Source organism: Duganella sp. HH101 (genome assembly GCF_001758795.1).
Lineage (GTDB): Bacteria > Pseudomonadota > Gammaproteobacteria > Burkholderiales > Burkholderiaceae_D > Rugamonas > Rugamonas rivuli.
In genome coordinates this window covers 36,724-56,580 of sequence record NZ_LRON01000025.1, presented here as the reverse complement: position 1 = coordinate 56,580, position 19,857 = coordinate 36,724, and the positions used below count along the sequence as shown (strand labels likewise).

Here is a 19,857-nt window from a genome sequence, read left to right as displayed (position 1 = left end):
GTGCAATGTCGAATTGATTGTTCAGGATTCCGAACAATGGGACTCAAAGATGAATAAACTACAAGCGATGGAAGTGTTCGTGCAGGTGGTCGATGCCGGCGGCTTCACGCGCGCGGCCGACAACATGCAGCTGCCCAAGGCCACCGTGTCGACGCTGATCCAGTCGCTGGAGGCGGCGCTGTCGGTCAAGCTGCTGCACCGGACCACGCGCCAGGTCAGCGTGACGGCCGACGGCGCCGCCTATTATGAGCGCTGCCTGCGCATCCTGTCGGACGTGCGCGAGGCCGAGGAATCGCTGTCGCGCACGCGGCTCAGCCCCAGCGGGCGGCTGCGGGTCGACGCGCCCACCGGCCTGGCCAGCGACGTGCTGATCCCCGCCCTGCCCGACTTCTTCATGCGCTATCCGGACATCCAGCTGGAGCTGGGCTGCAGCGACCGCACCATCGATTTGATCGAGGAAGGCGTCGACTGCGCGGTGCGCGGCGGCGTGCTGGGCGATTCCAACCTGATCGCGCGGCGCGTCGGCATCCTGCAGTTCGTCACCTGCGCCACGCCGGACTACCTGAACCGCTACGGCCGGCCGGTCCATCCCGATGAGCTGATGCGCCACCGCTGCGTGAACTATTTCTCCTCCCGCACCGGCAAGCTGTTCGACTGGGACTTCTCGCGCGACGGCCACCGGATACAGGTCGCCCTGCCCGGCCACATCGCCGTCAACGACACCAATGCCTACATTGCGGCAGGCCTGGCGGGACTGGGCATCTTGCAGATGCCGAACTTTATGATGGAGCCCATGCTCAAGGACGGCCGCTTCGAACAGCTGCTGGACGACTGGAGCACCGACCCGCTGCCGGTGCACGTGGTCTACCCGCAGAACCGCCACCTGTCGGCCAAGGTGCGGGTGTTCGTCGAATGGGTCGCCGAACTGTTTTCCAACCATCCGGGCATGCGCCTGCCGAAAGCCGCACCGCCAACGCGCCCGACTCCTTTTGAGGTTGCCATATGACTGAAGCCCACCGCATCGTATTCCTCGACCGCGACAGCGTGATCGCCAACATCCGCAAGCCTGCGTTCGCGCATGCGTGGTCCGAGCATGCCGCCACCAAGGGGGCGGACGCCATGCCGCGCCTGCGCGACGCCCGCGCCACCATCGCCATCACCAACAAGGTGCCGCTGCGCGCGGCCGAACTGGCGCAGCTGCCGGAGCTGAAGATGATCGCGGTGGCCGCCACCGGTACCGACATCATCGACCTGGCGGCCTGCCGCGAGCGCGGCATCGTCGTCTCGAACATCCGCAACTACGCGGTGCACACGCTGCCCGAGCACACCTTCGCGCTGATGCTGGCGTTGCGGCGGCAGCTGGTGGCGTACCGCGCCGATATCGAGGCGGGGCTGTGGCAGAAGTCCGAGCGTTTCTGCCTGTTCGGCCATCCGATTTCGGACTTGGCGGGCAGCCGCCTTGGCCTGCTGGGATATGGGGCGCTGGGCAAATCGGTGGCGCGCATCGCCAAGGCGTTCGGCATGGAGGTGATCGTGCATACGCGCTCGCCGCTGCCCGATGCGGCGGGCGACGGCGTGCGCGAAGTGGGTTTCGACGAGCTGCTGGAAACGTCGGACATCCTCAGCCTGCACCTGCCGCTGAACGACAAGACGCGCAACCTGATCAGCGCAAAAGAGCTGATACGCATGAAGCGCAGCGCGCTGCTGATCAACACCGCACGCGGCGGTCTGGTGGACGAAACGGCGCTGGCCGACGCCCTGCGCGCCGGCGTGATCGCCGGCGCGGGTTTCGACGTGCTGATGCAGGAACCGCCGCCGGCCGACAACGTGCTGCTCAACCTGCGGCTGCCCAACTTCATCCTGACGCCGCATTCGGCCTGGGCCAGCTCGCAGGCCATGCAGGTGCTGGCGGACCAGCTGATCGACAATATCGAGGCGTGGGTGGCGGGTGCGCCAAGGAACGTGGTCGGCTGACGGCTATCGGTAATTGGTGCCGTTGTTCATATCGATCACTTCACCGTTAATGAACGCAGGTGCGTCGCTTGCAAGCCAGCTGACGGTTTCCGCTACCTCCTCCGCCAGGCAGAATCGCTGGCTGATGGTCGCGGCCTTCAGGCGCTCCTTTCGGTCTTGCGGTATGTTTTTCATCATGTCCGTTTCGACGGGGCCCGGCGCGACCGAGTTGGCAATCACGCCCCTGGGGCCGTAGGTGCGCGCGAGCGAACGCATCGCATTCATCAGGCCCGCTTTTGAAATGCCATACCAGATGTCCGGGTGGCCGATTTCGCCGGCAATCGACCCCATGCTGACGATGCGGCCGCCGCCCTTGCCCGCCATCCGCTCCGCCACATGAACGCTCAGCCGCACCGCGGAGATCAGGTTCATGTTGAGCGTGTGGAGGATAGCCTCGCCGTCGTAGTCGCTGGCCGTCTTCGCGTTCATCATGCCCGCGTTGTTGATGAAGACGTCTGGCGTGCCGATCTTCTCGACAATCTGCAGCGCCTGTTCGTATTCAGAAACGTCTGCCGTCCACGAAGTTAAACCATCCATGGCGGCGGAGACGCCCGACCGGGACAAGACATGCACTTCAAACCCCTTGCTCAACAGCTTCTTCGTTATTTCAAGCCCGATACCTCGGTTGCCGCCAGTAATAATTGCCTTCATCTTTACGTCAGCCTTATAGTTAACTAAAATAATAGATTATATTAAATGCATAATTAAATCGGAACCAAATTAGCCGAATAAGGACAGCGATGCCACAAACCCAAATAGTTTTTCGCCAGGCGACGGCGCATGACATCCCTGCGATGTCGACGATCCGTCTGGCTGTTCGCGAAAATGTGCTTTCCGATCCGAGCCGGATTACGCAAAAAATGTATGAGGATTATCTGGAATTGCTGGGCCGTGGCTGGGTCGCGGAAGCGGATGGCGCGATCGCCGGATTCTGCTATGCGAACAACACCGATTCTTCCATCTGGGCGCTGTTCATGGCGCAGGAATACGAGGGTCGAGGGATCGCCAAGCAATTGCTCAACATCGCCACCATGTGGCTTTTCGAGCAGGGCAACGAGTTTGTTCGCCTGAGTACCGGAATGGGAACCAGGGCGGACCGGTTCTATGCCTCGCAAGGATGGAGCCGGGAGCGGGTCGAAGGTAACGACGCGTATTATCTGCTGGCGAGTGCTGGATAAATCGAGAGGAACACAATGCGTACTTCGTGGTTAAAGCTGGTAGTGCTGTGCAGTTCGTTTCACATGGCAGCCCATGCGGCTGAAGACCTGCCGCCGCACATCGCTGGCTCATGGGCTACCGGAGCTTCCCTGTTTGAAGGCACGGCTGAACAACTCGAAATGTATTTTCTCGCAGATGGATTTGGAATCATGGCCGGATCTGCATCGGCACCTCGGCGTATCGACGGCATCGACGACGGCAAGCCCGCCCCGCGCGCCATCGTGGGTTGGCCAGTGACGGCGACATTGGACGGAGATACGCTGCAGGTTCGGCCGCTGCGGCCAAAAGGAGAAACAAAAGGCGCCGGTGCAGTCATCCCCTGCCACCACGAAGCGGCCGGCCCCAAACTGGTGTGCACCGGGCTCGATGGCAAGCAAATAATCATGGCGCGGCGCAGCGTATCGGTCCCGGACGATGTGGCTGGGATGGTCGACACATATCGAAAACAATTCCCTTGAGCCTCAGCTATCGATGTCGGAAGTTCGAAACACTGGCGCAGATCGAATCGCACTAGAAAAGCCGGCGCACCCGGAAAGCAAGCCTGCTGCCTAATGGCGACAGGCCTCGCTCGGAACGGGTGTCGCCGGTCTGGCGCAGTACCGACAACATCAATGTAGTGCGCGGCGAATAGCGATAGTCCGCAGTGCCATGCCACACGGCGCTGTGGTCGTCGCGGCCGGCGTACACACCTCCGCCCAGTTCCCAGTCTCCCACCGTCTGCGCCAGCGTCACGCTGACATAGCGCTGGCGCGCGCCCTGGCTGGTCAGCACCTGCGCGGCCTGTGCCTGCAAGCCCTTGCGCGCGATATCCGGCAGCGGCAAGGATTGATTACGATCGATCAGCGCCAGCCACCCGGCGTACTCACCGTCGGACATGCCGCGTCCATCGTAGGCATATTCGAGTTGCAGCTTCGGCAAATCCCGCAAGGTATAGGTCAATCCGGCCGTCGCGCGCCGCGTGTTGCGCGCACTGTACGCCGATCCGTACCACGACAGGTGCTCGCCTGTCGCCCCGCTCAGCGTCGCGCCGATGCCGCTGGGCTCTCCGCTGGCGCGACGCAGCAGCATGCTCACGCTCAGCTGTTCGAACTCGTATCCCAGCTTGACGATGGACTGTTCAACGCCGCGGTTGTAGCCATCCGCATGCCGCGCCGCGTCTTTGCTGTAGATCGCCGTCAGGCTGGCCTGGGAGCCGGTCCAGCCCAGCACCGCCATCGGCAGGCCTTCCGACTGGCCCAGCTCATCGAGCGGGTCGCTCAGGTCCGTGCGCTTTTGCAGAAAGCCCAGCGGCTGGTTGACGAAGGATGGATCGAGCGCATACAGCCGTTTGCCCAGCGATAGCGTCACCACCGGCGTCAGTTGAAACACGCGGTTCAATTCCTGCAGTGTTCCCGAGGAGCCGCTATGCCGCCCGTCGATATCGCTGCGCCAGGTTTCAAAGCGCGCACGCCAGGTCACGTCGTGGAAGCGGCCTTCCAGCAGCCCGGCCAGCGTGGTTTTTCTCTCGGGGATCGCCAGAAAATTATCGACGTTGAGCGGCGTCGCTTGCAAGCGCGTGGCTTCCTGGCTGGCCAGCACGAATCCGCCCAGGCTATCCTCGTCCGCCCGCGCTCCGCCGCACAACAGCAGCCCCGCCATCAACGCTGAACGGCGAACGCTCATTGTTCCAGACTGCGCGGGTTGAAGGTGCTGGCGGAGAATTCCATTGTCTTGATCTTCTCGTACACCACGCGGGTCTGCTCCGCCGGCAGTTGCGGATCGAAATAGCGCGTGACCGGCGGCAGGCCACCGGTGGCCGCGTCGAACTCCGCGATCTTCAACAGCTTGCCGCTGGCGACATACAGCATGGCCTTCAGCGGCACATACTGGCCGCGCTGTTTGGTCGCCAGCAGCGTGATCCGCGTGTAGGTGGCAGCTTCGTTCTTGCTGTTCAACGCCAGCGCAACGCAGTCGCCGGTGCAGGATGCAGGCGGCGTATCCATCGTCACGGCGTCGTAATCGTTCGTGAAACTGATGCGCGCCAGGTCGCCGATCGACGCCTTGCCCCGCAGCGTTTGCAGCGGCGTCAGACGGATAGCGCGCCGGGTGCGGGGCGCATAGAAGAAGATGCCGGCATCGGTAGTCAGGAACTTCTGGCCGCGCTGGTCGACGCTGGTCGCCTCCACCAGCACCTGGTTGTGATTCGCGCCGCGTATCACATAGGTGCCTGGCTCCTGCTCCTGGCCGTTCTGCACCGGCACGATGCGCACCGCCGCCTCGAAACTATCGAACGGCATGCGGTAGCGGTCCACCTGCCGCAGGATCTCCTGCGCAGATGGCGCTGCCATCACCGGGCCTGCCGCCAAAACAGCACAGCCTACAAACCAGCGGACACGGTCAAATTGAAATGGCATGGCGCTGGCTCACTGTATGGAAAGAGAAGACATGATAGGCATGCGGCCAATGCGGCGGCTGATGGTCCACGCAGCCAGCATCGCCACCAGCGGCAAGGCGCAGACGATGGCCGCGCTGTACGACGGCACCCACAACATCTGCAGCAGCACGCCGGCATTGCGGCCGGGCGGCGGCGCCAGTTCGATATGCGCGGCATTGATCAGCAGGATGGAGGCGAACGCCAGCAGTGCGCCGGCACAGGAGCCAAACAGGCCTTGCAGCATGCCCTCCATGACGAACAGCCGCCGCACCAGCGCGTGCCCTATGCCCATGGCGCGCATGGTGCCGATCTCCCTGCCCCGCTCATAAATGGTGGTCAGCGTCATCGCCGCCACGCCGAGGAAGACGATGATGCAGATGACGACGCCAAATACGAGGAACTGGTTGCGGTACAAGGCCAGCACCTGCGAATACAACGGCGCCAGCGCCTGCCAGGTGCGCAGCTCGACTCGCGCGCCAGCCAGCGCCCCGCGCAGCCGGGCCGATACTTCGTCGGCCTGCGCAGTGTCCTGATAAAGCAAGGCGACACTGGACACCTTGGTGGTACGCAGCAGTTCCTGCGCCGTTTCCAGTGGCATTTGCAGCAGATACAAATCGGCCTGCGGAATACCTGTCGCCACCAGCCCCACGACTTCAAGATCCATCGCGTTGACGCTGCCGTTGACGGTGGTAGTCATCAATGTAATCGAATCGCCGGTCTTGACCGCCAGACGCCGCGCCATCTCCTTGCCGATTAAAACCTGATAGCGGCCTTCGGGCTTGGCGCTCAGCGGCGCTCCGGCAGCCAAGGTCTGGAAGGCGCCGAACGCTTGCCGCTCGCGGTCCGGCATCACCCCGCTGCCCTCGAAGTTAAGCGTGCGCGCGCCGTTCGACACCAGACCCGCGAACGACAAGCGCGGCACCACGCGGCGCACCTGCGGCTCCCGTGCCAGCAGCGCTTCCACGCGCGCCAGCACCGGCCGCTCCAGTCCATATTGCAGCTGCTGCTCGGCGTAGCCGTCAAACTGCCCGTCACCGGCCAGCTGCGCATGTCCCAAGCCACCGCGGATGGTGCTCTCGCGCAGGCCATCGAGCGATGCCGCGATGTAGGCCACGAACAGCAGCAACGCCAGCGTGCCGACGCTTATCGTGCCGCCCAGCAGAAAGGAACGCCGTCCATTGCGCCGTACGTTGCGCAGCGCGAGCGTGAGCCACTGCCTCATGCGACCTGCCTGCCGTCCGCCAGCCGCACCACGCCGTGCGCCATCTCCATCACCCGCTGATCGTGGGTGGCGATGACGAAAGTGGTGCCGACCTGTCGATTCAGACTATCGATCAGTTCCAGCAACTGCTGCGCCGTCTTGCTGTCCAGATTACCGGTCGGCTCGTCGGCGATGACCAGGTTGGGACGATTGACCAGCGCCCGCGCGATGGCCACACGCTGCTGCTGCCCGCCCGACAGCTCGGACGGTTCGTGCTTGAGACGATGGTCCATGCCCACCATCTCCAGCGCGGCGACCGCGCGGCGGCTGCGTTCCGACGGCGACAGCGCTTGCGGCGCCAGCGCCAGTTCCACGTTCTCCTGCGCCGTCAGCGTGCCGACCAGGTTGAATTGCTGGAAGACGAAACCGAGCTTGCGGTTGCGATACTGGTCCAGCTGCGTGTCCGCAATCAAGTCCAGGCGCTCGCCATCGACGCTGATGCTGCCGCTGTCCGGCCGGTCGAAGCGCGCCAGCATGCCGAGCAAGGTACTCTTGCCGCTGCCTGATGGACCGGCGATGGCTGTCACGCTGGGTTGATCGATGCGGAACGACACCTGGTCCAACGCCACGATGCGCTCGCCGCCTCGCAGATAATGCTTGGATACCGCGTCAACTTCCAGTATGGCCGCCATGCGCTTCCTCTCAGTAGACCATGTCGATGTCGATGGCCGCTTTGCCGGCCTTGACTTCGAACGCCGCCTGCTCGAAGGACGGCGGTCCGTAGTTGCCCTTGGCGTTGCGCGAAAATGCATAGCCCTCCAGCGGCATGCCGTTGGGCGAACGGTCGAATTCGCCGTTGCCGTTTTCGTCATGGAACAGCATGGCCGCATACATGCCGGGCTTGACGCCTTCGAAGGCCAGACTGACGACAGGCGACGCGGCGACCGTCTGCATGTACGGGCAGCGTTTGAGGAAGGTCGCCTTGTCGCACAAGGCCGCCATGACCATACCCTTGTTTCCGGCGACGCCGCTTAACTTGATCGTGATGCTGGCGCCGTCGGCGGGTGCAGGCGCCTGCACCAAGGCCGCCTTCTGCACGTGTGTCAACAGCACGGCCAGCACCACGCCCGCGCAGGCGATGACGCTCATGCCGGCGATGAGCGGAAGGCGCCGCAGCTTGCTGCGCGTATCCCGGGCCTCCTGGGCTTGCTGGGCATCCTGCTCTTTCGATCGATTCGGTACGTTCATGTCATATCTCTTTCAACTGCAATCAGGAGCGCGGCATCCACGTGAAGCGCCGCGCCGACAGCGCCAGGCAGGCCACCAGCATCGCCGACAACAAGGCCACGCTGTAGATATCGGTGCTCCAGCCCATGCCGCCGGTGAGGCCGCGACGTATGCTCGACATCATCGCGTTCAACGGCAGGCAGTCCAGCGCCTCGCGGGCCAGCTTGGGCAAGCCGCCCAGCGGGACCATGAGATTACCCGAAAACAGCAGCGGAACATACAGCAGATTGCAGAACATGGTGGCGGCGGCCACGCTGTTGGTCATGGCCGCGATCAACAGGCCCAGTGCGAGGAAGGCGCCGGCACCCAGCGCCAGCATGGCGATGGCGGCTACGACCTGCGGGCCGTCCGCGCTGATGCGCACGCCGTAGATGGCCCACGCGGCGACGAACATCGCCAGACTGGCGGCCAGCACGATCAGCAGCCGCGATACGCACCATGCGGCCACCACGACGCCGGTCGGCATCGGGAACAGCTGATACATGCGGAACATGCCGCCCTCGCGCGCGGCCACCAACGGACCGGCAAATCCCATCAGGCTGGTGGACAGTATCACCATGCCGGCGAGGCCGGTGACGAGGAACAGGCGGTAGTCCAGCGCCTGTTCGGCAGCGGCCGGCGGCGGTGGCAAGGTCACGCGCGGCGGCGCATTCAGGCCGTTGAGGTTATAGGCGTCGCTGTAGCCGCGCAGCAGGCCGTAGGCGGCGTCGAACGCGGCGCCCGCGCCATGGCCGCTGCGCAGCGCGATGTCCGTGGTGCGTCCGGCGGCCACGTTGGCGGCGAAGCCCGCGGGTACCGTCAGCACGAAGTCGGCTTGCGCGGCGGTGCTGTCGGCGCTGTTGGCGGGCGTCGTCACCGGTGAGAAGTCCACGCTGTGCTGCTGGCGCAGGCCGGCCTGCAACTGCCGCAGGTAGGCACCGCTCTCGGTGCTGCGATCCAGATCGACGATCGCCAGCGACACTGGGCCAAGCTTGACGTCCTGGCCGAACAAGGCCATCTGCATGACCAGCATCAGCAAGGGGAATGCAAAGGTCCAGAACAACGCCAGCTTCCCGCGCAGGAACATGGCCAGGTCGGCTTTGATCAGATGCAGAAGTATCTTCATGTTGACTGCCCCTTCGTGGGTGCGATTTGCGTGACGTCGGCGAGGAAGTCCTCTACCGACACCGGCTCCAGGCTGAATGTGCCGATACGATGTTGTTCGATGAACTGGCGGAAGGCCTGGTCGAAACCGGCGCCGCCGAACAGCTCCCAGGCGCCGTCGCGTTCACGCGGCGGCTGCACCAGTGCTGGCAGTGCGCGCAAGGCTTCCAATGCCGATTCCGGCAAGGCCTGGCGCAGCACGCCTTTGAACTGGCCGACCCGCTGCGTCATCAGCGACGCCAGCGTGCCCTCGGCAACGATGCGGCCGTCGTCGATGCAGCAGATGCGGTCCATGCCCAGCAGGTCGGATGGAGCGTGCGAGATCACCAGCAGCGTCACCGGCAATGTGGCCAGCAGTTCGCGCAGTGCGCGGGCGAACCATTCGTCCAGGCCCAGCGAGGGCTCGTCGAGGATGGCCAGTTCCGGCACGTGGGCCAGCGCCATCCACAGCATCAGGCGCTGTTTCTGGCCGCGCGAGAGCTGCTGCCAGTAGCGGTCGCGCAGTTCGTCCAATCCCAGTGCGCGGGTGACTGCGGCATCGGTGCGGCGATACATGGCCTGGTGCAGCGCCATCATCTCCCGCACTTTGGTCTGGCCTGGCAGGTCGTAGCCTTGCAGCAGACCGCCGATGCGCTGGCGTGTGGCCGCTTCGCGCGGATCGCCCAGATGCAGTGCGACCGTGCCACGGTCCGGCCGGCGCAGGCCAAGCAGGGTTTCCATCAGCATCGATTTGCCGCTGCCGTTGCGGCCGATGAAGGCCACACGCTCACCACGGCGCACCGTCAGCGCGCCGGGGCGCAGCGTGAAGGATGACGACAAGCGGAGCTCAACGCCGCTCAATTCAAGCAGCACGGGTGCCGGCGCCGCGTCGAACGCTTGCGCGGAGACTTCGGACGCCGGCGGCGCAATCTGCTCCGCTGCGGCTGCGGTGGATTCCTCCGCCGGCGTTTCGATGCCGTATTCCAGCAAGACCTGGCGTGCGTGTTCGCGGTAGACCGGATCCAGCATCGCCTGCCGCAGCTTGCTCACGCCCAGATCGCGGTCGCCGCCGTATGCGGGCGGCGCATGCAGCAGCAGCGACGCGTGCTGCACCAGCAAATCGGGATCGTCCGGTATCAGCTGCACGGCCTTGTTGAAAGCCTGGATCGCCTGCTGTCCTGCGCTGGCGACCTTGATGATATTCGGCCGGGCCAGCAATATCATCAGGATCGCATGCGTGCCGCGCCACAGCCACAACCGTCCTTGCGGCAAACACTCCGCGGCCTTGAGCAGCAGCTCCAGCCGCGCCAACTCATCGGCAGTCGGCGGCGTCGCAAAATTCACCTGCAACAGCGCGCGATTGATGCGAGCGCCAAGCAGGCTGTCGAGCAGCGCCGGTTCGGCATAGACATCGTCCGCCTCCAGCGTGGCGATGGCCTCGTCGATGTCCGCCGGATTCTTGTTGATCCACGCCGTGAACACCGCCTGGCGCGCGCGCTCGATCAGCGCAGCCTGCGCCGCGCTCGGCCCGCCGCTGCGGGCGATGGCGGGAAAACTCTGTGCGCTGGCCTCTTCCACCAGCCGCACGATCTGCGCTTCCGAACCGGCCCGCGCCACGGCGGCAAACAGCCGCGTAACGCGCGCCGCCCCGCCCAGCGCATAGATCGCCTCCAGCAAATCGGCGCCGACGCGGCAGGCCGATTTGTACACCGCCAGATCGCTGTCCACGCTCTCGCAGAACATGCTGTCGGCGCTGCGGCTCAACAGTGTGCGCATCGGCGGCAGCAGCTCCATATTCGCCGCCGGCAGCGTGGCGCCCGCGTGGCGGCTGGCGAAGAAATGCGCCAGCCCTTCATCCAGCAAGCGCACGCCGCAAGTCAGGAAGCAGTGCGCCACCTCGTGGAACTGTACCGCGCGCAGATCGTCCGGGTAGCCGGGCGACAGCGTGGACAGGCGCAGCAACGCCAGTCCCGGGAAACTCTCCATCGTCAGGTGCAGGTCGCGGCTCTCCGCGCGGCATTTCAGCAGGATGCACGGCGCGGGCAGTTCCAGGAAGGCTGCGCAGCAGGCGATCGCCTCTTCGAAATGAGCCTGCAATGCCGGCGGCAACGGCGCGGCATCCAGCACGAACAGCGAGCCGCTCGCATGCCATGGCTGCTTGCCCACCACCATATCGAGCAGCAGCGGATAGGCGTGGAAGCGGCCGCGCAGCGCGAACAGCTGGTCCAACTCCGCCAGCGCGGCATCGCGTTCGCCCGCCGCCGCATGACGCAGCAGCGCGAAAGCGCCCTGCCGCAGACTGGCCCCGGCCACCTGCGGCCTATCGCCCAGCACACGGATGGCGTTGTCGTTCATGGCGCGGCGGTCTCCGGCTGCGCCTCGCGGCCCAGCAGCATGACCGACACCACGGTCTCAGTCACGCCGTCGATATCGAGCAGCGCCGCCAGTTCATCGTCGTAATATGCGCCGTAGACCAGCGATCCCATGCCCAGCCCCTGCGCCGCCAGGCACAGGTTCTGCGAGGCGTGGCCCGCTTCGAGCAGCGCCATGCGATAACCGCGAGGTCCATATTTGGCGGTGGCGCGTTGCGGCACGCTGGTCATCACGCACACCAGCGGCGCCTTGATGGACTGCTCGCCGCCGCGCACCTCGGCGCTGCCGAAAGCGTCACCGTCCTGCCGCTTCAACACCCGCAGGCAGTGCTCGCGCGCGTCGTAGTGGGCGATGCACGGCGCGACGCCTTCGACCTGGTTCAGGAAGAAGTAAAACTCGGTCGGATACAGGCCGCCCGGCGACGGATAGGCGCGGAACGCCAGCTTGACGTGCGGCGCCGCGTCGCTGCTGCGGTAACGGTTCACGCGCAGTGCGTGGTGCAGCAGGCTTGATACTTCGCGCAGGCTCAGTGCCGGCGCGAAGCCGCGTGCGCTGGTGCGGCCCGCCATCGCGGCGGCCAGCTCGCCCAGCGCCAGGTCAGGCTCCGGCAACTCGATCTTCGGGCAGGAGGCGAACACGTTGTAGCCGGCCGCGCCGCGCGCGATGAAAGCCGGATGGCGCAGGTAACGGACGATGTTCTTGACCTGCCCCGCCAGCGTGGCGCGATGGAACTTGGTCTGCTCGTGCAGAATCTCGGCCGGATCGTCGATGTCGAAATCGCCCGCCATGGCCTGCGGCGGCAGCAGTTCTTGCAAACTATGGTTCATATGAGGTCCGCGTCAAGGGAATGGGTGAGGATCGGTATTCGCCGGCGGCACCTCGGCCAGCCCCCAGTGGCGGGCGATCTGGCGCAGGCGGCGTTCGTCGCGGCTCAACATGCCGTCGCCGAACAGCAGCGGATGCAGGCCCGGAATCAGCGAGCGCACCACGCAGAAGCCCAAACTGGCGATATCCTCGGAGGTGACATCGACCGCCAGCGCCGGCAGGTCCATGGCGCGCAAGCGGGCAAGCAGATCGTCCAGCGTGGCCAGTTGGTGCAGCGAGGCGTCGCCGCTGGTTATGGTCTCCGCGTTCTCGAACAGGAAGTCCATCATCTGCTGGCGCGACGGTTCCAGGAAGTAGGCGAAGTGGTCGCCCGGATTGCGGATGGCGCTGCGCTCCGGCAGCGGCGTACCTGCGCCGAGGATGGAGCTTGCCCAGCAATAGCCGTGCAGCGCTTCGATCACCGCCTTGTTGATCGCCTGGCCCACGCCCAGCTGCGCGCTGGCGCCCAGCGACATGGTGCCGTCGTTGCGGCTGCGCGCCAGGCACAGCACCACCGGCAGGCCGACATCGGTGGTGATGTCCCACAGCCGCACGTCCAGCGACGGATGCTCCAGCGCGCGCTGCACGCCGGGCAGCAAGGCCGCACGCGCCGATGCGCTGACTTCCAGGCGGCGCGGCGCATAGCGCATCTGCCACATGGCCGCAAAGGCGTCGCGCTCGATCACTTCGCACAAGCCGCTCAGGATGGCGCGCTGCTCGTCCATGCCGCAGGCCAGGCCGGTCGACGACGATTGGAAGACGATCTCGCGCTGGTTCTTTACCTGCATGCCGAGATAGACCATCTGTGCCGGCACATAGCACTCGCGCTCCGGGTCGCACAGGTCGGTCGCGCGCGCCCAGGCGCGGGTGACGCCGGCGTCCGGTGCAGAAAATTCAAAGCCCTCGGCCGCGTACTGCTCGGGCGAGAACAGCACGAACCGCTCCAGTCCCACCGCCGCCGCGCCCAATTCGGCCTGGCTGGCGTAATGCAGCTGGTCGTCGAAATGCACGGCCGCCGAATAGCGTTCGATCGCCTCGCCGAACGCCGCCCACAGGGCCGAGGTGCGGTCGAAGGCGGCGCCGGAACCGGCCAAGCTGGCGCGGTCGCTGGTCGGGTTGTTCGGCTTGGCGCGCGACGGGTCGATCATCATCGCCTTGACGTCGACCATCAGGGCGTTGAACACGAACAGGCCACGCGCATCGGGATGCTCGGTCTCTTCCAGCAAGGTGGTGATGATGCCGTGGCGGCGGTGCACCAGCGCTTCGTGAATCAGCGCCAGGCGCGCTGCGTCGGATAGTCGCTCCATGGCTTAAGCCCGGCGACGCAGCAGCGACTGCTGGAACACGGTGCCGACCGGCCGCGCCGTGCTGGCATTGCCGCAACACGCGCAACGCGGCAGGCGCAGCACGCGGCTGCGATGGGTCTCGCCGGTCAGGCTGTCGATCTCGCTGAAGACGCTGTGCTGCAGGTTGTCCAGCGTGCCGCTCAGGTATTGCAGCACCAGCCGCGACGCCTCGGCCACGCCGAACTGGATCGCCAGCCGGCTTGGCAGCGCGTGGTACAGGATGTTTTCCGGCTTGCTGCGCACGTCGAATTCGGCGACGAATTTGCGCGTGCTGCGCACACGGTGGAAATAACATTCGTAGCAGGCGGTCGCCTTCGGCATCACCATCGGGCCGCATTGCACCGTGCTCCAGTCTATGCCCAGATAGAGGCTGGCCATGCCGCGTCCGACCGCCTTGGCGTTCATCGCGCGGAAGGTGGAGAAGTCCTCGAAATCGGAACACACCAGCAGCAGTGCGCGTTTGTCCTTTGTCTCCGGCAGCTCGCCGTCGCGGCCTATGCGCTGCAGCGGCACGTTCATCTGCGCCAGTGCCTCGGCCAGCGCGTCGGCGCAGGCGCCCTCGCCGGCCAGCACCAGCAGCCAGTTGGCGCGGTCGTAGGCGGCCAGCTGGTCGCGTGGGATCAGCGCATCGAGTTCGCGCCGGTGCTGCAGATGCTGATGGGTGGCGTCGCCGCCGGCGCGGGCGTCGTCGCGCACCAGCACACGGGTGTTGACCAGCGCCGTCACCGCCGCCTCGACCGCCTCGGGCGGGAAGCTGTCGGCCATGGACTCCGTCAACGCGGCGAGCCGCACGCCCTGCCCGGCCTGGTCCAGGATGGTCTTGAGCATGCCGACCTTGTCTTCGACTGTGAAGCGGCGGCCGACCACGGACATGGCGATCTTGTCGTCGCCCAGCGTGGTGATTTCCGCCAGCGGCGAAACGTAAAGAGTGTCATTCATAGAGGTACCTATCGTCGTGGCTGCGGAAAGGCGGGACGACGGCAGCACCGCCATCCCGCCCGCCTGCTGGCAATTAGCAGCAGCAGGAGCAGGAGCAGGTGCAGCACGAAACGCTGACATCAGCAAGGGCGCCGCTCATGTCGTCTTGCAGGTATTCCGATTCGGTCGAATCGGTAATCGAGATGAAGGTCGTGTCGATCAGGATTTCCATTTCTGTTTCCTCTAGAAGTGAATGAAAGGCGGTTCCACATGCGTTTTGCGCATAAGGAGACCGCCGAAATCGAGATTAGCACGCTACGATTGCCGCACGGCAAGCACTAACATTAAATACAACGATACTAGAATAATAACTCTAATTCATCCAAATTCATTTGACATGGGCGCGCATCAGACGCGTGCCGCCGCCCAGCTGCAGGCCGTCGTTGCGGCTTGCAAGATAGCGGGCGCGCAGTTGATCGGCGCCATGGTCGGACACGTCGCCAAAGCCCAGCGCGCGCAATTCGCAGGCCAGCACCTCGGGCGCGAAGAAGGAAATCCACGGTTCACCCTCGGCCTCGTACTTCCTGGCGAAGTAGGCCATGCCCATGCGCTCCATCGGATGGAGCAGCTCGGGCACCACGCCGTAGTCGAACACGATGCCGCTGCCGGACGGCAGGCCGGCGACGAAGGCCAGCGTGTCGAACACGGCGTCGTTGCTCAGGTAGAGGGTCACGCCCAGCCAGGAAAAGAATACCGGCTCATCCAGCCGGCAGCCGGCAGCCGTCAACCTGGCGGCCAGGTCGTCGCGCTCGAAATCGACCGGCACGTAGGTCAGCGACGCCGGTGCGGCCACGCGGGCCTGCTCCAGCAAGCCGCGCTTCCAGCGCTGGGTGGCGGGATGGTCGACCTCGAACACGCTCAGGCCGGGCGCGGGATCGCGGTAGGCGTAGCTGTCCAGGCCAGCGCCCAGCACGACGTACTGGCGCACGCCGCGCTCCAGCGCTGCCGCCCGTTCATCCTCGGCGAAGCGGCTGCGCACCGCCATCGCGGCGCGCAGCACGCGCATGATGCCGGCGTCAAATTTCTCCGGCGCGCTGCGCACCGTCTCCGCGTGCTCCGGGCCGAGCACGGCCAGCGCCAGCGGATCGTCGAACACCAGCGGCCGGTCGATCAACTGGTGGGCAGCGCGCAGCATCGCCACCGCCAAGGCGCTGCGGCTGGCCACGCCCTGCCGCAGCAAACCCTCGCCATGTAAGCCCTGCTTCATCAGTAGCTGCCCGGCAGCAGGATGTTGTGATCGACCTTGGCGACATCGCGCAGGCCGCAGAAAGCCATCGTCAGATCGAGCTCGTTGCGGATGATGTCCAGGCATTTGCTGACGCCCTCCTCGCCCATCGCGCCCAGGCCGTACAGGAAAGGCCGGCCGATGTAGACGCCCTTGGCGCCCAGCGCCAGCGCCTTGATCACGTCCTGGCCGGAGCGGATGCCGCCGTCCATGTGCACTTCGATCTGCTTGCCGACGGCGTCGGCGATGGCGGGCAGCGCGCCGATCGACGACTGCGCGCCGTCCAGCTGGCGGCCGCCGTGATTGGAGACGATCAGCGCATCGGCGCCGCTTTCCACCGCCAGCCGCGCATCTTCCGCATCCATGATGCCTTTGATGATCAGTTTGCCGCCCCAGCGCTGCTTGATCCACTCGACGTCCTTCCACGACAGGCTCAGGTCGAACTGCTGGCTGGTCCACGACGACAGCGAGGACATGTCCGACACCGACGACGCGTGGCCGACGATGTTGCCGAAGCTGCGGCGCCTGGTGCCCAGCATGCCCATCACCCAGCGCGGCTTGGTCGCCATGTTGACGATGTTGGCGATGGTCAGCTTGGGCGGCGCCGACAGGCCGTTGCGCAAGTCCTTGTGGCGCTGGCCCAGCACCTGCAGGTCCAGCGTCAGCACCAGCGCCGAGCAGCGCGCGGCCTTGGCGCGGTCGATCAGGCGGTTGATGAATTCGCGGTCCTTCATCACGTACAGCTGGAACCAGAAGGGTTTGCTGGTGTTGGCGGCGATGTCTTCGATCGAGCAGATGCTCATGGTCGACAGCGTGAACGGCACGCCGAATTTTTCGGCGGCCTTGGCGGCGAGGATCTCGCCGTCGGCGTGCTGCATGCCGGTCAGGCCGGTGGGCGCCAGCGCCACCGGCATCGCCACGTCCTGGCCGACCATGGTGCTTTTCAGCGTGCGGTTCTCCAGGTTGACGGCCACGCGCTGGCGGAATTTGATGGTCTGGAAATCGTCGACGTTGGCGCGGTAGGTCGACTCGGTCCACGAGCCGGCATCAGCATAGTCGTAGAACATGCGCGGCACGCGCTTCTGGGCCAAGACACGCAGGTCTTCAACGGTAGTGATGATGGTCATGCACGCTCCTCCGGGACGATGATCGGATTATCATCGCACGAGGCCCGTGTATCATGGAAGCACTATCAAAGAAGGGATGATTTTTGAAATCTAAAACCAACGCCCTGCTGACGCTGATCGCCGCCGCGGCGATCAGCGTCATCGGCTACCGCAACCTGGGCCGACAGGCCGTGCCCATGCAGGTCGGCGCCGCACAATGCACGACGGACGCCATCCGCAGCGTCAGCGACGCGACCACGCGCGCGATCCTGTCGGCGCAATGCAGCCAGGCCGCCGAAAAAAAACAATGATTTGATATCGACATATATTGCAATATAAACAATATTAATATTACACTAGGACTCCTTCAGATTCGGAGTTCCCATGAAAAACATTATTCCATCGTTGCTGGTGTTGGCAGCAGCAAGTCAGGTTCAGGCGGCGGTTCCCGCGATGCCGCCCGCGCTGGTCGGCTCAACAGTCACGCTGGGCGGCTATGTCTATCGGCAGACGGACCAATTCGGCGAAAATCGCCTCAGCGCGCCAACGGCTTTGGCCAGCGCCACGGCTGGCGCCAATCAATCGGGCGCCCCATTCCTCGCGCTCAAGGCATCGACCAGCAACTCCGCCGAGCATATGGCGGGCGTCAACAATCTGGGCATGAACTTCCGCTGGTCCGTCAGTGGCAACTCGCAGCAACCGGTGCTGTTGCACATCAACACCAAAGGATCGATTGCGGCGGATTACGGATACACCCCGCTGATTCCGGACACCTACTCGCTCTCGCCGAACACTCCTCACATCGCAGTGAAGGCCAGTTTCGTCACCGGCGTCAGCGGGCAACCAGACGACGACGTGCATATCCTTGGCGCGCAAACCGGCAGTTTCGACTGGGGCGTTCCCACCGTCACCGGTACCGGTAATTTCACCCCGCAGAATGGCGGCAGCAGCACGCTGTCCCATAGCTTCGATTCGTCGTTTGATCTGTGGGTCACGCCCAATAACAACAACTTCGTTGAATTGCTTAGCACGGCCTATCTCTATTCGACCAACCCTGATGTGAACCAGTACGCCACGGAATATTACAAGTTCAGCGCCTATCTGTCCCCGACCATTACCATCGACGCCGCTTACGCCGCCGACTATACGCTGCAGACCAGCTATATTCCGAGCGCAGTTCCCGAGCCGTCGGAGATCGCGATGCTGGCGTTCGGCGCCTGCCTGATCGGCGCACTTGCGCGCCGCCGCAAGGCTCACGCAGCTTAAATCGGCAGCACAAAGAAAAAGGGCCTGAAGATTTCTCTTCAGGCCCTTCGTCTTACGAATTTTGGTGCGGCTGGCAGGAATTGAACCCACGACCCCTTGGTTCGTAGCCAAGTACTCTATCCAGCTGAGCTACAGCCGCGAAAGACAATATTATAGCAGGGGAAACTCAAATCAAGAAGAGCCCTGGCCACTTTTTTGCATCAGCGCTGGCCGACGCCGAAAATGCCGCGCACTATCGAGGTGACGCGGTCGGTAAAGGAATTAACGAACTGGATAGCATCGTTCTTCCGGTTCATTACCTTTGACTCGACAAAAGTCCATGACAAATAGCCAAACACCATGGAGATCGCCAGCGAAATGACGAAGTTTTCGTGCCAGGTGCGGAAATTCGGCAGCACCTGATACACCGCCTGCTGCACCGCGAAACCGTACAGGTAAATTCCGTAGGAAATGTCGCTGGCAAACAGCACGAACGATTTTTTGAAATCGATCAGGCCGATATACACGGTGATATAGGCAATCGCCGGCGCGGCCAGGTACTCGCCTTCCCGCCACTGCAGCATCAGCCAGGCAAACGCGATGCTTGCGACCAGAATAAATTTATTGTGGCGGATTTTTTCACGCAGCGCGTACAGCGCCACGCCCCACAGGAAAGCCCACACCACGGAGCGCCCGGTCGGCCGGAAGTTGTAGTCCCCCAGGTCGCGGGTAAAGCCGCGCGCGGTCGCCAGCACCGTCAGCACCGCCAGCACCACCACGAATACGCGCGGGCGGCGATGCAAGGTCAGCAGATACAGGATGGCGATGGCGATGTAGCATTCGAGCTCGAACGGGATGGTCCACAGCTGGCCGTTCACCGAGTCGGTTTGATTGTTGGTGAAGACGCCAGGCAAGGTGTAGTGGATGATGCCCAGCACATTGAGGAAGTAGTCGTGCACCATGGGACTTGCCAGATATTCCTGTATCGGCAGCGTCGTCAGCGCGGCGCCGATGATCAGGGCGGAAATCACCACCTCGCAGCACAGCGCCGGGAAAATACGGATCACGCGCAAGGTCAGGAAGGTCGGCAAATGGTTGGTGCGGAACAGGCTGCCCGACACCAGGAAGCCGCTCAGGGCAAAGAAGCTGGGGACCAGGAACATGATCAGAGGGCGCAGCGGGACGAAGTCGCCCACGTATTTGTCCCCGTACACGATGGACACCGAGTGCCATGCGACGATGCACACCGCAAGCAGGACGCGAAGATAATCAAACCCCGTCGGGCGATGATTTGACAGTGCTGAGGTTTGTTGGAGTGTTAACATAACTTTATCCAGAAGAAAACAACGACGCTAGCCGGGAATACGACATAAAGTAAATGTACAAGAAAAGACTGCGATTTTGTACAGTTTTTTATTTCGTCAAAATTGATTTAATTGCAAGCAAGAAATCAACATTGCTGCACC

At 63.9% G+C, this 19,857-nt stretch carries 21 protein-coding genes and 1 tRNA gene; 6 read left to right on the top strand and 16 right to left on the bottom strand.

Going from position 1 to position 19,857, the window contains the following annotated elements; translation table 11 throughout:
- Positions 1 to 49: 49 nt before the first annotated feature.
- Together DUGA2_RS27770 and DUGA2_RS27765 are read left to right on the top strand one after the other, a co-directional pair.
- The gene (locus DUGA2_RS27770; RefSeq protein ID WP_070272623.1) at positions 50 to 1,006 is read left to right on the top strand and encodes a LysR family transcriptional regulator; all 957 of its coding nucleotides are present in this window, start codon (positions 50 to 52) and stop codon (positions 1,004 to 1,006) included.
- Positions 1,003 to 1,974, top strand: coding sequence for a D-2-hydroxyacid dehydrogenase (locus DUGA2_RS27765; RefSeq protein ID WP_070272622.1), 972 nt, complete (start codon positions 1,003 to 1,005; stop codon positions 1,972 to 1,974). Before DUGA2_RS27770 ends, DUGA2_RS27765 begins: the two co-directional genes overlap by 4 nt.
- Positions 1,975 to 1,977: 3 nt before the next feature.
- Here DUGA2_RS27765 and DUGA2_RS27760 read toward each other — a convergent pair whose 3' ends face one another.
- Positions 1,978 to 2,664: an SDR family NAD(P)-dependent oxidoreductase gene (locus DUGA2_RS27760; protein WP_070272621.1), complete on the bottom strand. Its 687-nt coding sequence runs from the start codon at positions 2,662 to 2,664 to the stop codon at positions 1,978 to 1,980.
- Positions 2,665 to 2,753: 89 nt separating this feature from the next.
- Between DUGA2_RS27760 and DUGA2_RS27755 the strand changes: the two genes are divergently transcribed.
- Both DUGA2_RS27755 and DUGA2_RS27750 read left to right on the top strand, forming a co-directional pair.
- On the top strand, positions 2,754 to 3,191 hold the full coding sequence (locus DUGA2_RS27755; RefSeq protein ID WP_083296508.1) for a GNAT family N-acetyltransferase: 438 nt from the start codon (positions 2,754 to 2,756) through the stop codon (positions 3,189 to 3,191).
- Positions 3,192 to 3,206: 15 nt separating this feature from the next.
- Positions 3,207 to 3,689 carry a hypothetical protein gene (locus DUGA2_RS27750; RefSeq protein ID WP_070272620.1) on the top strand — a complete coding sequence of 161 codons (483 nt, stop codon included), beginning with the start codon at positions 3,207 to 3,209 and terminating at the stop codon, positions 3,687 to 3,689.
- A 52-nt stretch (positions 3,690 to 3,741) separates the two neighbouring features.
- Here the strand turns inward: DUGA2_RS27750 and DUGA2_RS27745 are convergent, their stop codons facing one another.
- From DUGA2_RS27745 to DUGA2_RS27690, 13 genes are all read right to left on the bottom strand, one after another.
- On the bottom strand, positions 3,742 to 4,893 hold the full coding sequence (locus tag DUGA2_RS27745; RefSeq protein WP_141753401.1) for a porin: 1,152 nt from the start codon (positions 4,891 to 4,893) through the stop codon (positions 3,742 to 3,744).
- Positions 4,890 to 5,558 carry an outer membrane lipoprotein-sorting protein gene (locus DUGA2_RS27740; RefSeq protein WP_070272618.1) on the bottom strand — a complete coding sequence of 223 codons (669 nt, stop codon included), beginning with the start codon at positions 5,556 to 5,558 and terminating at the stop codon, positions 4,890 to 4,892. Before DUGA2_RS27740 ends, DUGA2_RS27745 begins: the two co-directional genes overlap by 4 nt.
- 75 nt (positions 5,559 to 5,633) lie before the next feature.
- On the bottom strand, positions 5,634 to 6,866 hold the full coding sequence (locus DUGA2_RS27735; protein WP_070272617.1) for an ABC transporter permease: 1,233 nt from the start codon (positions 6,864 to 6,866) through the stop codon (positions 5,634 to 5,636).
- Entirely contained in the window at positions 6,863 to 7,537 is a 675-nt protein-coding gene (locus DUGA2_RS27730; RefSeq protein ID WP_070272616.1) for an ABC transporter ATP-binding protein, read from the bottom strand. The genes DUGA2_RS27735 and DUGA2_RS27730 overlap by 4 nt, the downstream gene beginning before the upstream one ends.
- Positions 7,538 to 7,547: 10 nt before the next feature.
- Complete coding sequence (locus tag DUGA2_RS27725; RefSeq protein WP_141753400.1) at positions 7,548 to 8,093, bottom strand: DUF2141 domain-containing protein; 546 nt, start codon at positions 8,091 to 8,093, stop codon at positions 7,548 to 7,550.
- Positions 8,094 to 8,115: 22 nt separating this feature from the next.
- Positions 8,116 to 9,237: an ABC transporter permease gene (locus tag DUGA2_RS27720; RefSeq protein ID WP_070272615.1), complete on the bottom strand. Its 1,122-nt coding sequence runs from the start codon at positions 9,235 to 9,237 to the stop codon at positions 8,116 to 8,118.
- On the bottom strand, positions 9,234 to 11,609 hold the full coding sequence (locus DUGA2_RS27715) for an ATP-binding cassette domain-containing protein (protein WP_070272614.1): 2,376 nt from the start codon (positions 11,607 to 11,609) through the stop codon (positions 9,234 to 9,236). The genes DUGA2_RS27720 and DUGA2_RS27715 overlap by 4 nt, the downstream gene beginning before the upstream one ends.
- Entirely contained in the window at positions 11,606 to 12,454 is an 849-nt protein-coding gene (locus DUGA2_RS27710) for a SagB/ThcOx family dehydrogenase (RefSeq protein WP_083296506.1), read from the bottom strand. Before DUGA2_RS27710 ends, DUGA2_RS27715 begins: the two co-directional genes overlap by 4 nt.
- A gap of 12 nt (positions 12,455 to 12,466) precedes the next feature.
- The gene (locus tag DUGA2_RS27705) at positions 12,467 to 13,798 is read right to left on the bottom strand and encodes a YcaO-like family protein (RefSeq protein ID WP_070272612.1); all 1,332 of its coding nucleotides are present in this window, start codon (positions 13,796 to 13,798) and stop codon (positions 12,467 to 12,469) included.
- A gap of 3 nt (positions 13,799 to 13,801) precedes the next feature.
- The gene (locus DUGA2_RS27700) at positions 13,802 to 14,776 is read right to left on the bottom strand and encodes a TOMM precursor leader peptide-binding protein (protein ID WP_070272611.1); all 975 of its coding nucleotides are present in this window, start codon (positions 14,774 to 14,776) and stop codon (positions 13,802 to 13,804) included.
- A 73-nt stretch (positions 14,777 to 14,849) separates the two neighbouring features.
- Positions 14,850 to 14,987, bottom strand: a complete 138-nt coding sequence (locus DUGA2_RS34115) for a hypothetical protein (RefSeq protein ID WP_008447650.1) — start codon at positions 14,985 to 14,987, stop codon at positions 14,850 to 14,852.
- 156 nt (positions 14,988 to 15,143) lie between these two features.
- Positions 15,144 to 16,022 carry a class I SAM-dependent methyltransferase gene (locus DUGA2_RS27695; protein WP_070272610.1) on the bottom strand — a complete coding sequence of 293 codons (879 nt, stop codon included), beginning with the start codon at positions 16,020 to 16,022 and terminating at the stop codon, positions 15,144 to 15,146.
- Positions 16,022 to 17,167: an alpha-hydroxy acid oxidase gene (locus DUGA2_RS27690; protein WP_070272609.1), complete on the bottom strand. Its 1,146-nt coding sequence runs from the start codon at positions 17,165 to 17,167 to the stop codon at positions 16,022 to 16,024. The genes DUGA2_RS27695 and DUGA2_RS27690 overlap by 1 nt, the downstream gene beginning before the upstream one ends.
- Before the next feature lie 83 nt (positions 17,168 to 17,250).
- Here DUGA2_RS27690 and DUGA2_RS27685 point away from each other — a divergent pair, with 83 nt between their 5' ends.
- Both DUGA2_RS27685 and DUGA2_RS27680 read left to right on the top strand, forming a co-directional pair.
- Positions 17,251 to 17,457, top strand: coding sequence for an entry exclusion lipoprotein TrbK (locus DUGA2_RS27685; protein WP_070272608.1), 207 nt, complete (start codon positions 17,251 to 17,253; stop codon positions 17,455 to 17,457).
- A 73-nt stretch (positions 17,458 to 17,530) separates the two neighbouring features.
- Positions 17,531 to 18,412: a PEP-CTERM sorting domain-containing protein gene (locus DUGA2_RS27680; RefSeq protein ID WP_083296504.1), complete on the top strand. Its 882-nt coding sequence runs from the start codon at positions 17,531 to 17,533 to the stop codon at positions 18,410 to 18,412.
- Positions 18,413 to 18,474: 62 nt separating this feature from the next.
- On the opposite strand, the gene DUGA2_RS27675 is transcribed toward DUGA2_RS27680, so the two are convergent.
- Positions 18,475 to 18,551, bottom strand: a tRNA-Arg gene (locus DUGA2_RS27675).
- A gap of 61 nt (positions 18,552 to 18,612) precedes the next feature.
- The gene (locus DUGA2_RS27670; protein ID WP_071658987.1) at positions 18,613 to 19,716 is read right to left on the bottom strand and encodes an acyltransferase; all 1,104 of its coding nucleotides are present in this window, start codon (positions 19,714 to 19,716) and stop codon (positions 18,613 to 18,615) included.
- Positions 19,717 to 19,857: the final 141 nt, after the last annotated feature.

Coding starts and splice junctions, on each gene's coding strand:
- DUGA2_RS27770 (WP_070272623.1), top strand. CDS start 50: ATGAATAAACTACAAGCGATGGAAGTGTTCGTGCAGGTGGTCGATGCC.
- DUGA2_RS27765 (WP_070272622.1), top strand. CDS start 1,003: ATGACTGAAGCCCACCGCATCGTATTCCTCGACCGCGACAGCGTGATC.
- DUGA2_RS27760 (WP_070272621.1), bottom strand. CDS start 2,664: ATGAAGGCAATTATTACTGGCGGCAACCGAGGTATCGGGCTTGAAATA.
- DUGA2_RS27755 (WP_083296508.1), top strand. CDS start 2,754: ATGCCACAAACCCAAATAGTTTTTCGCCAGGCGACGGCGCATGACATC.
- DUGA2_RS27750 (WP_070272620.1), top strand. CDS start 3,207: ATGCGTACTTCGTGGTTAAAGCTGGTAGTGCTGTGCAGTTCGTTTCAC.
- DUGA2_RS27745 (WP_141753401.1), bottom strand. CDS start 4,893: ATGAGCGTTCGCCGTTCAGCGTTGATGGCGGGGCTGCTGTTGTGCGGC.
- DUGA2_RS27740 (WP_070272618.1), bottom strand. CDS start 5,558: ATGGCAGCGCCATCTGCGCAGGAGATCCTGCGGCAGGTGGACCGCTAC.
- DUGA2_RS27735 (WP_070272617.1), bottom strand. CDS start 6,866: ATGAGGCAGTGGCTCACGCTCGCGCTGCGCAACGTACGGCGCAATGGA.
- DUGA2_RS27730 (WP_070272616.1), bottom strand. CDS start 7,537: ATGGCGGCCATACTGGAAGTTGACGCGGTATCCAAGCATTATCTGCGA.
- DUGA2_RS27725 (WP_141753400.1), bottom strand. CDS start 8,093: ATGAACGTACCGAATCGATCGAAAGAGCAGGATGCCCAGCAAGCCCAG.
- DUGA2_RS27720 (WP_070272615.1), bottom strand. CDS start 9,237: ATGAAGATACTTCTGCATCTGATCAAAGCCGACCTGGCCATGTTCCTG.
- DUGA2_RS27715 (WP_070272614.1), bottom strand. CDS start 11,609: ATGAACGACAACGCCATCCGTGTGCTGGGCGATAGGCCGCAGGTGGCC.
- DUGA2_RS27710 (WP_083296506.1), bottom strand. CDS start 12,454: ATGAACCATAGTTTGCAAGAACTGCTGCCGCCGCAGGCCATGGCGGGC.
- DUGA2_RS27705 (WP_070272612.1), bottom strand. CDS start 13,798: ATGGAGCGACTATCCGACGCAGCGCGCCTGGCGCTGATTCACGAAGCG.
- DUGA2_RS27700 (WP_070272611.1), bottom strand. CDS start 14,776: ATGAATGACACTCTTTACGTTTCGCCGCTGGCGGAAATCACCACGCTG.
- DUGA2_RS34115 (WP_008447650.1), bottom strand. CDS start 14,987: ATGGAAATCCTGATCGACACGACCTTCATCTCGATTACCGATTCGACC.
- DUGA2_RS27695 (WP_070272610.1), bottom strand. CDS start 16,022: ATGAAGCAGGGCTTACATGGCGAGGGTTTGCTGCGGCAGGGCGTGGCC.
- DUGA2_RS27690 (WP_070272609.1), bottom strand. CDS start 17,167: ATGACCATCATCACTACCGTTGAAGACCTGCGTGTCTTGGCCCAGAAG.
- DUGA2_RS27680 (WP_083296504.1), top strand. CDS start 17,531: ATGAAAAACATTATTCCATCGTTGCTGGTGTTGGCAGCAGCAAGTCAG.
- DUGA2_RS27670 (WP_071658987.1), bottom strand. CDS start 19,716: ATGTTAACACTCCAACAAACCTCAGCACTGTCAAATCATCGCCCGACG.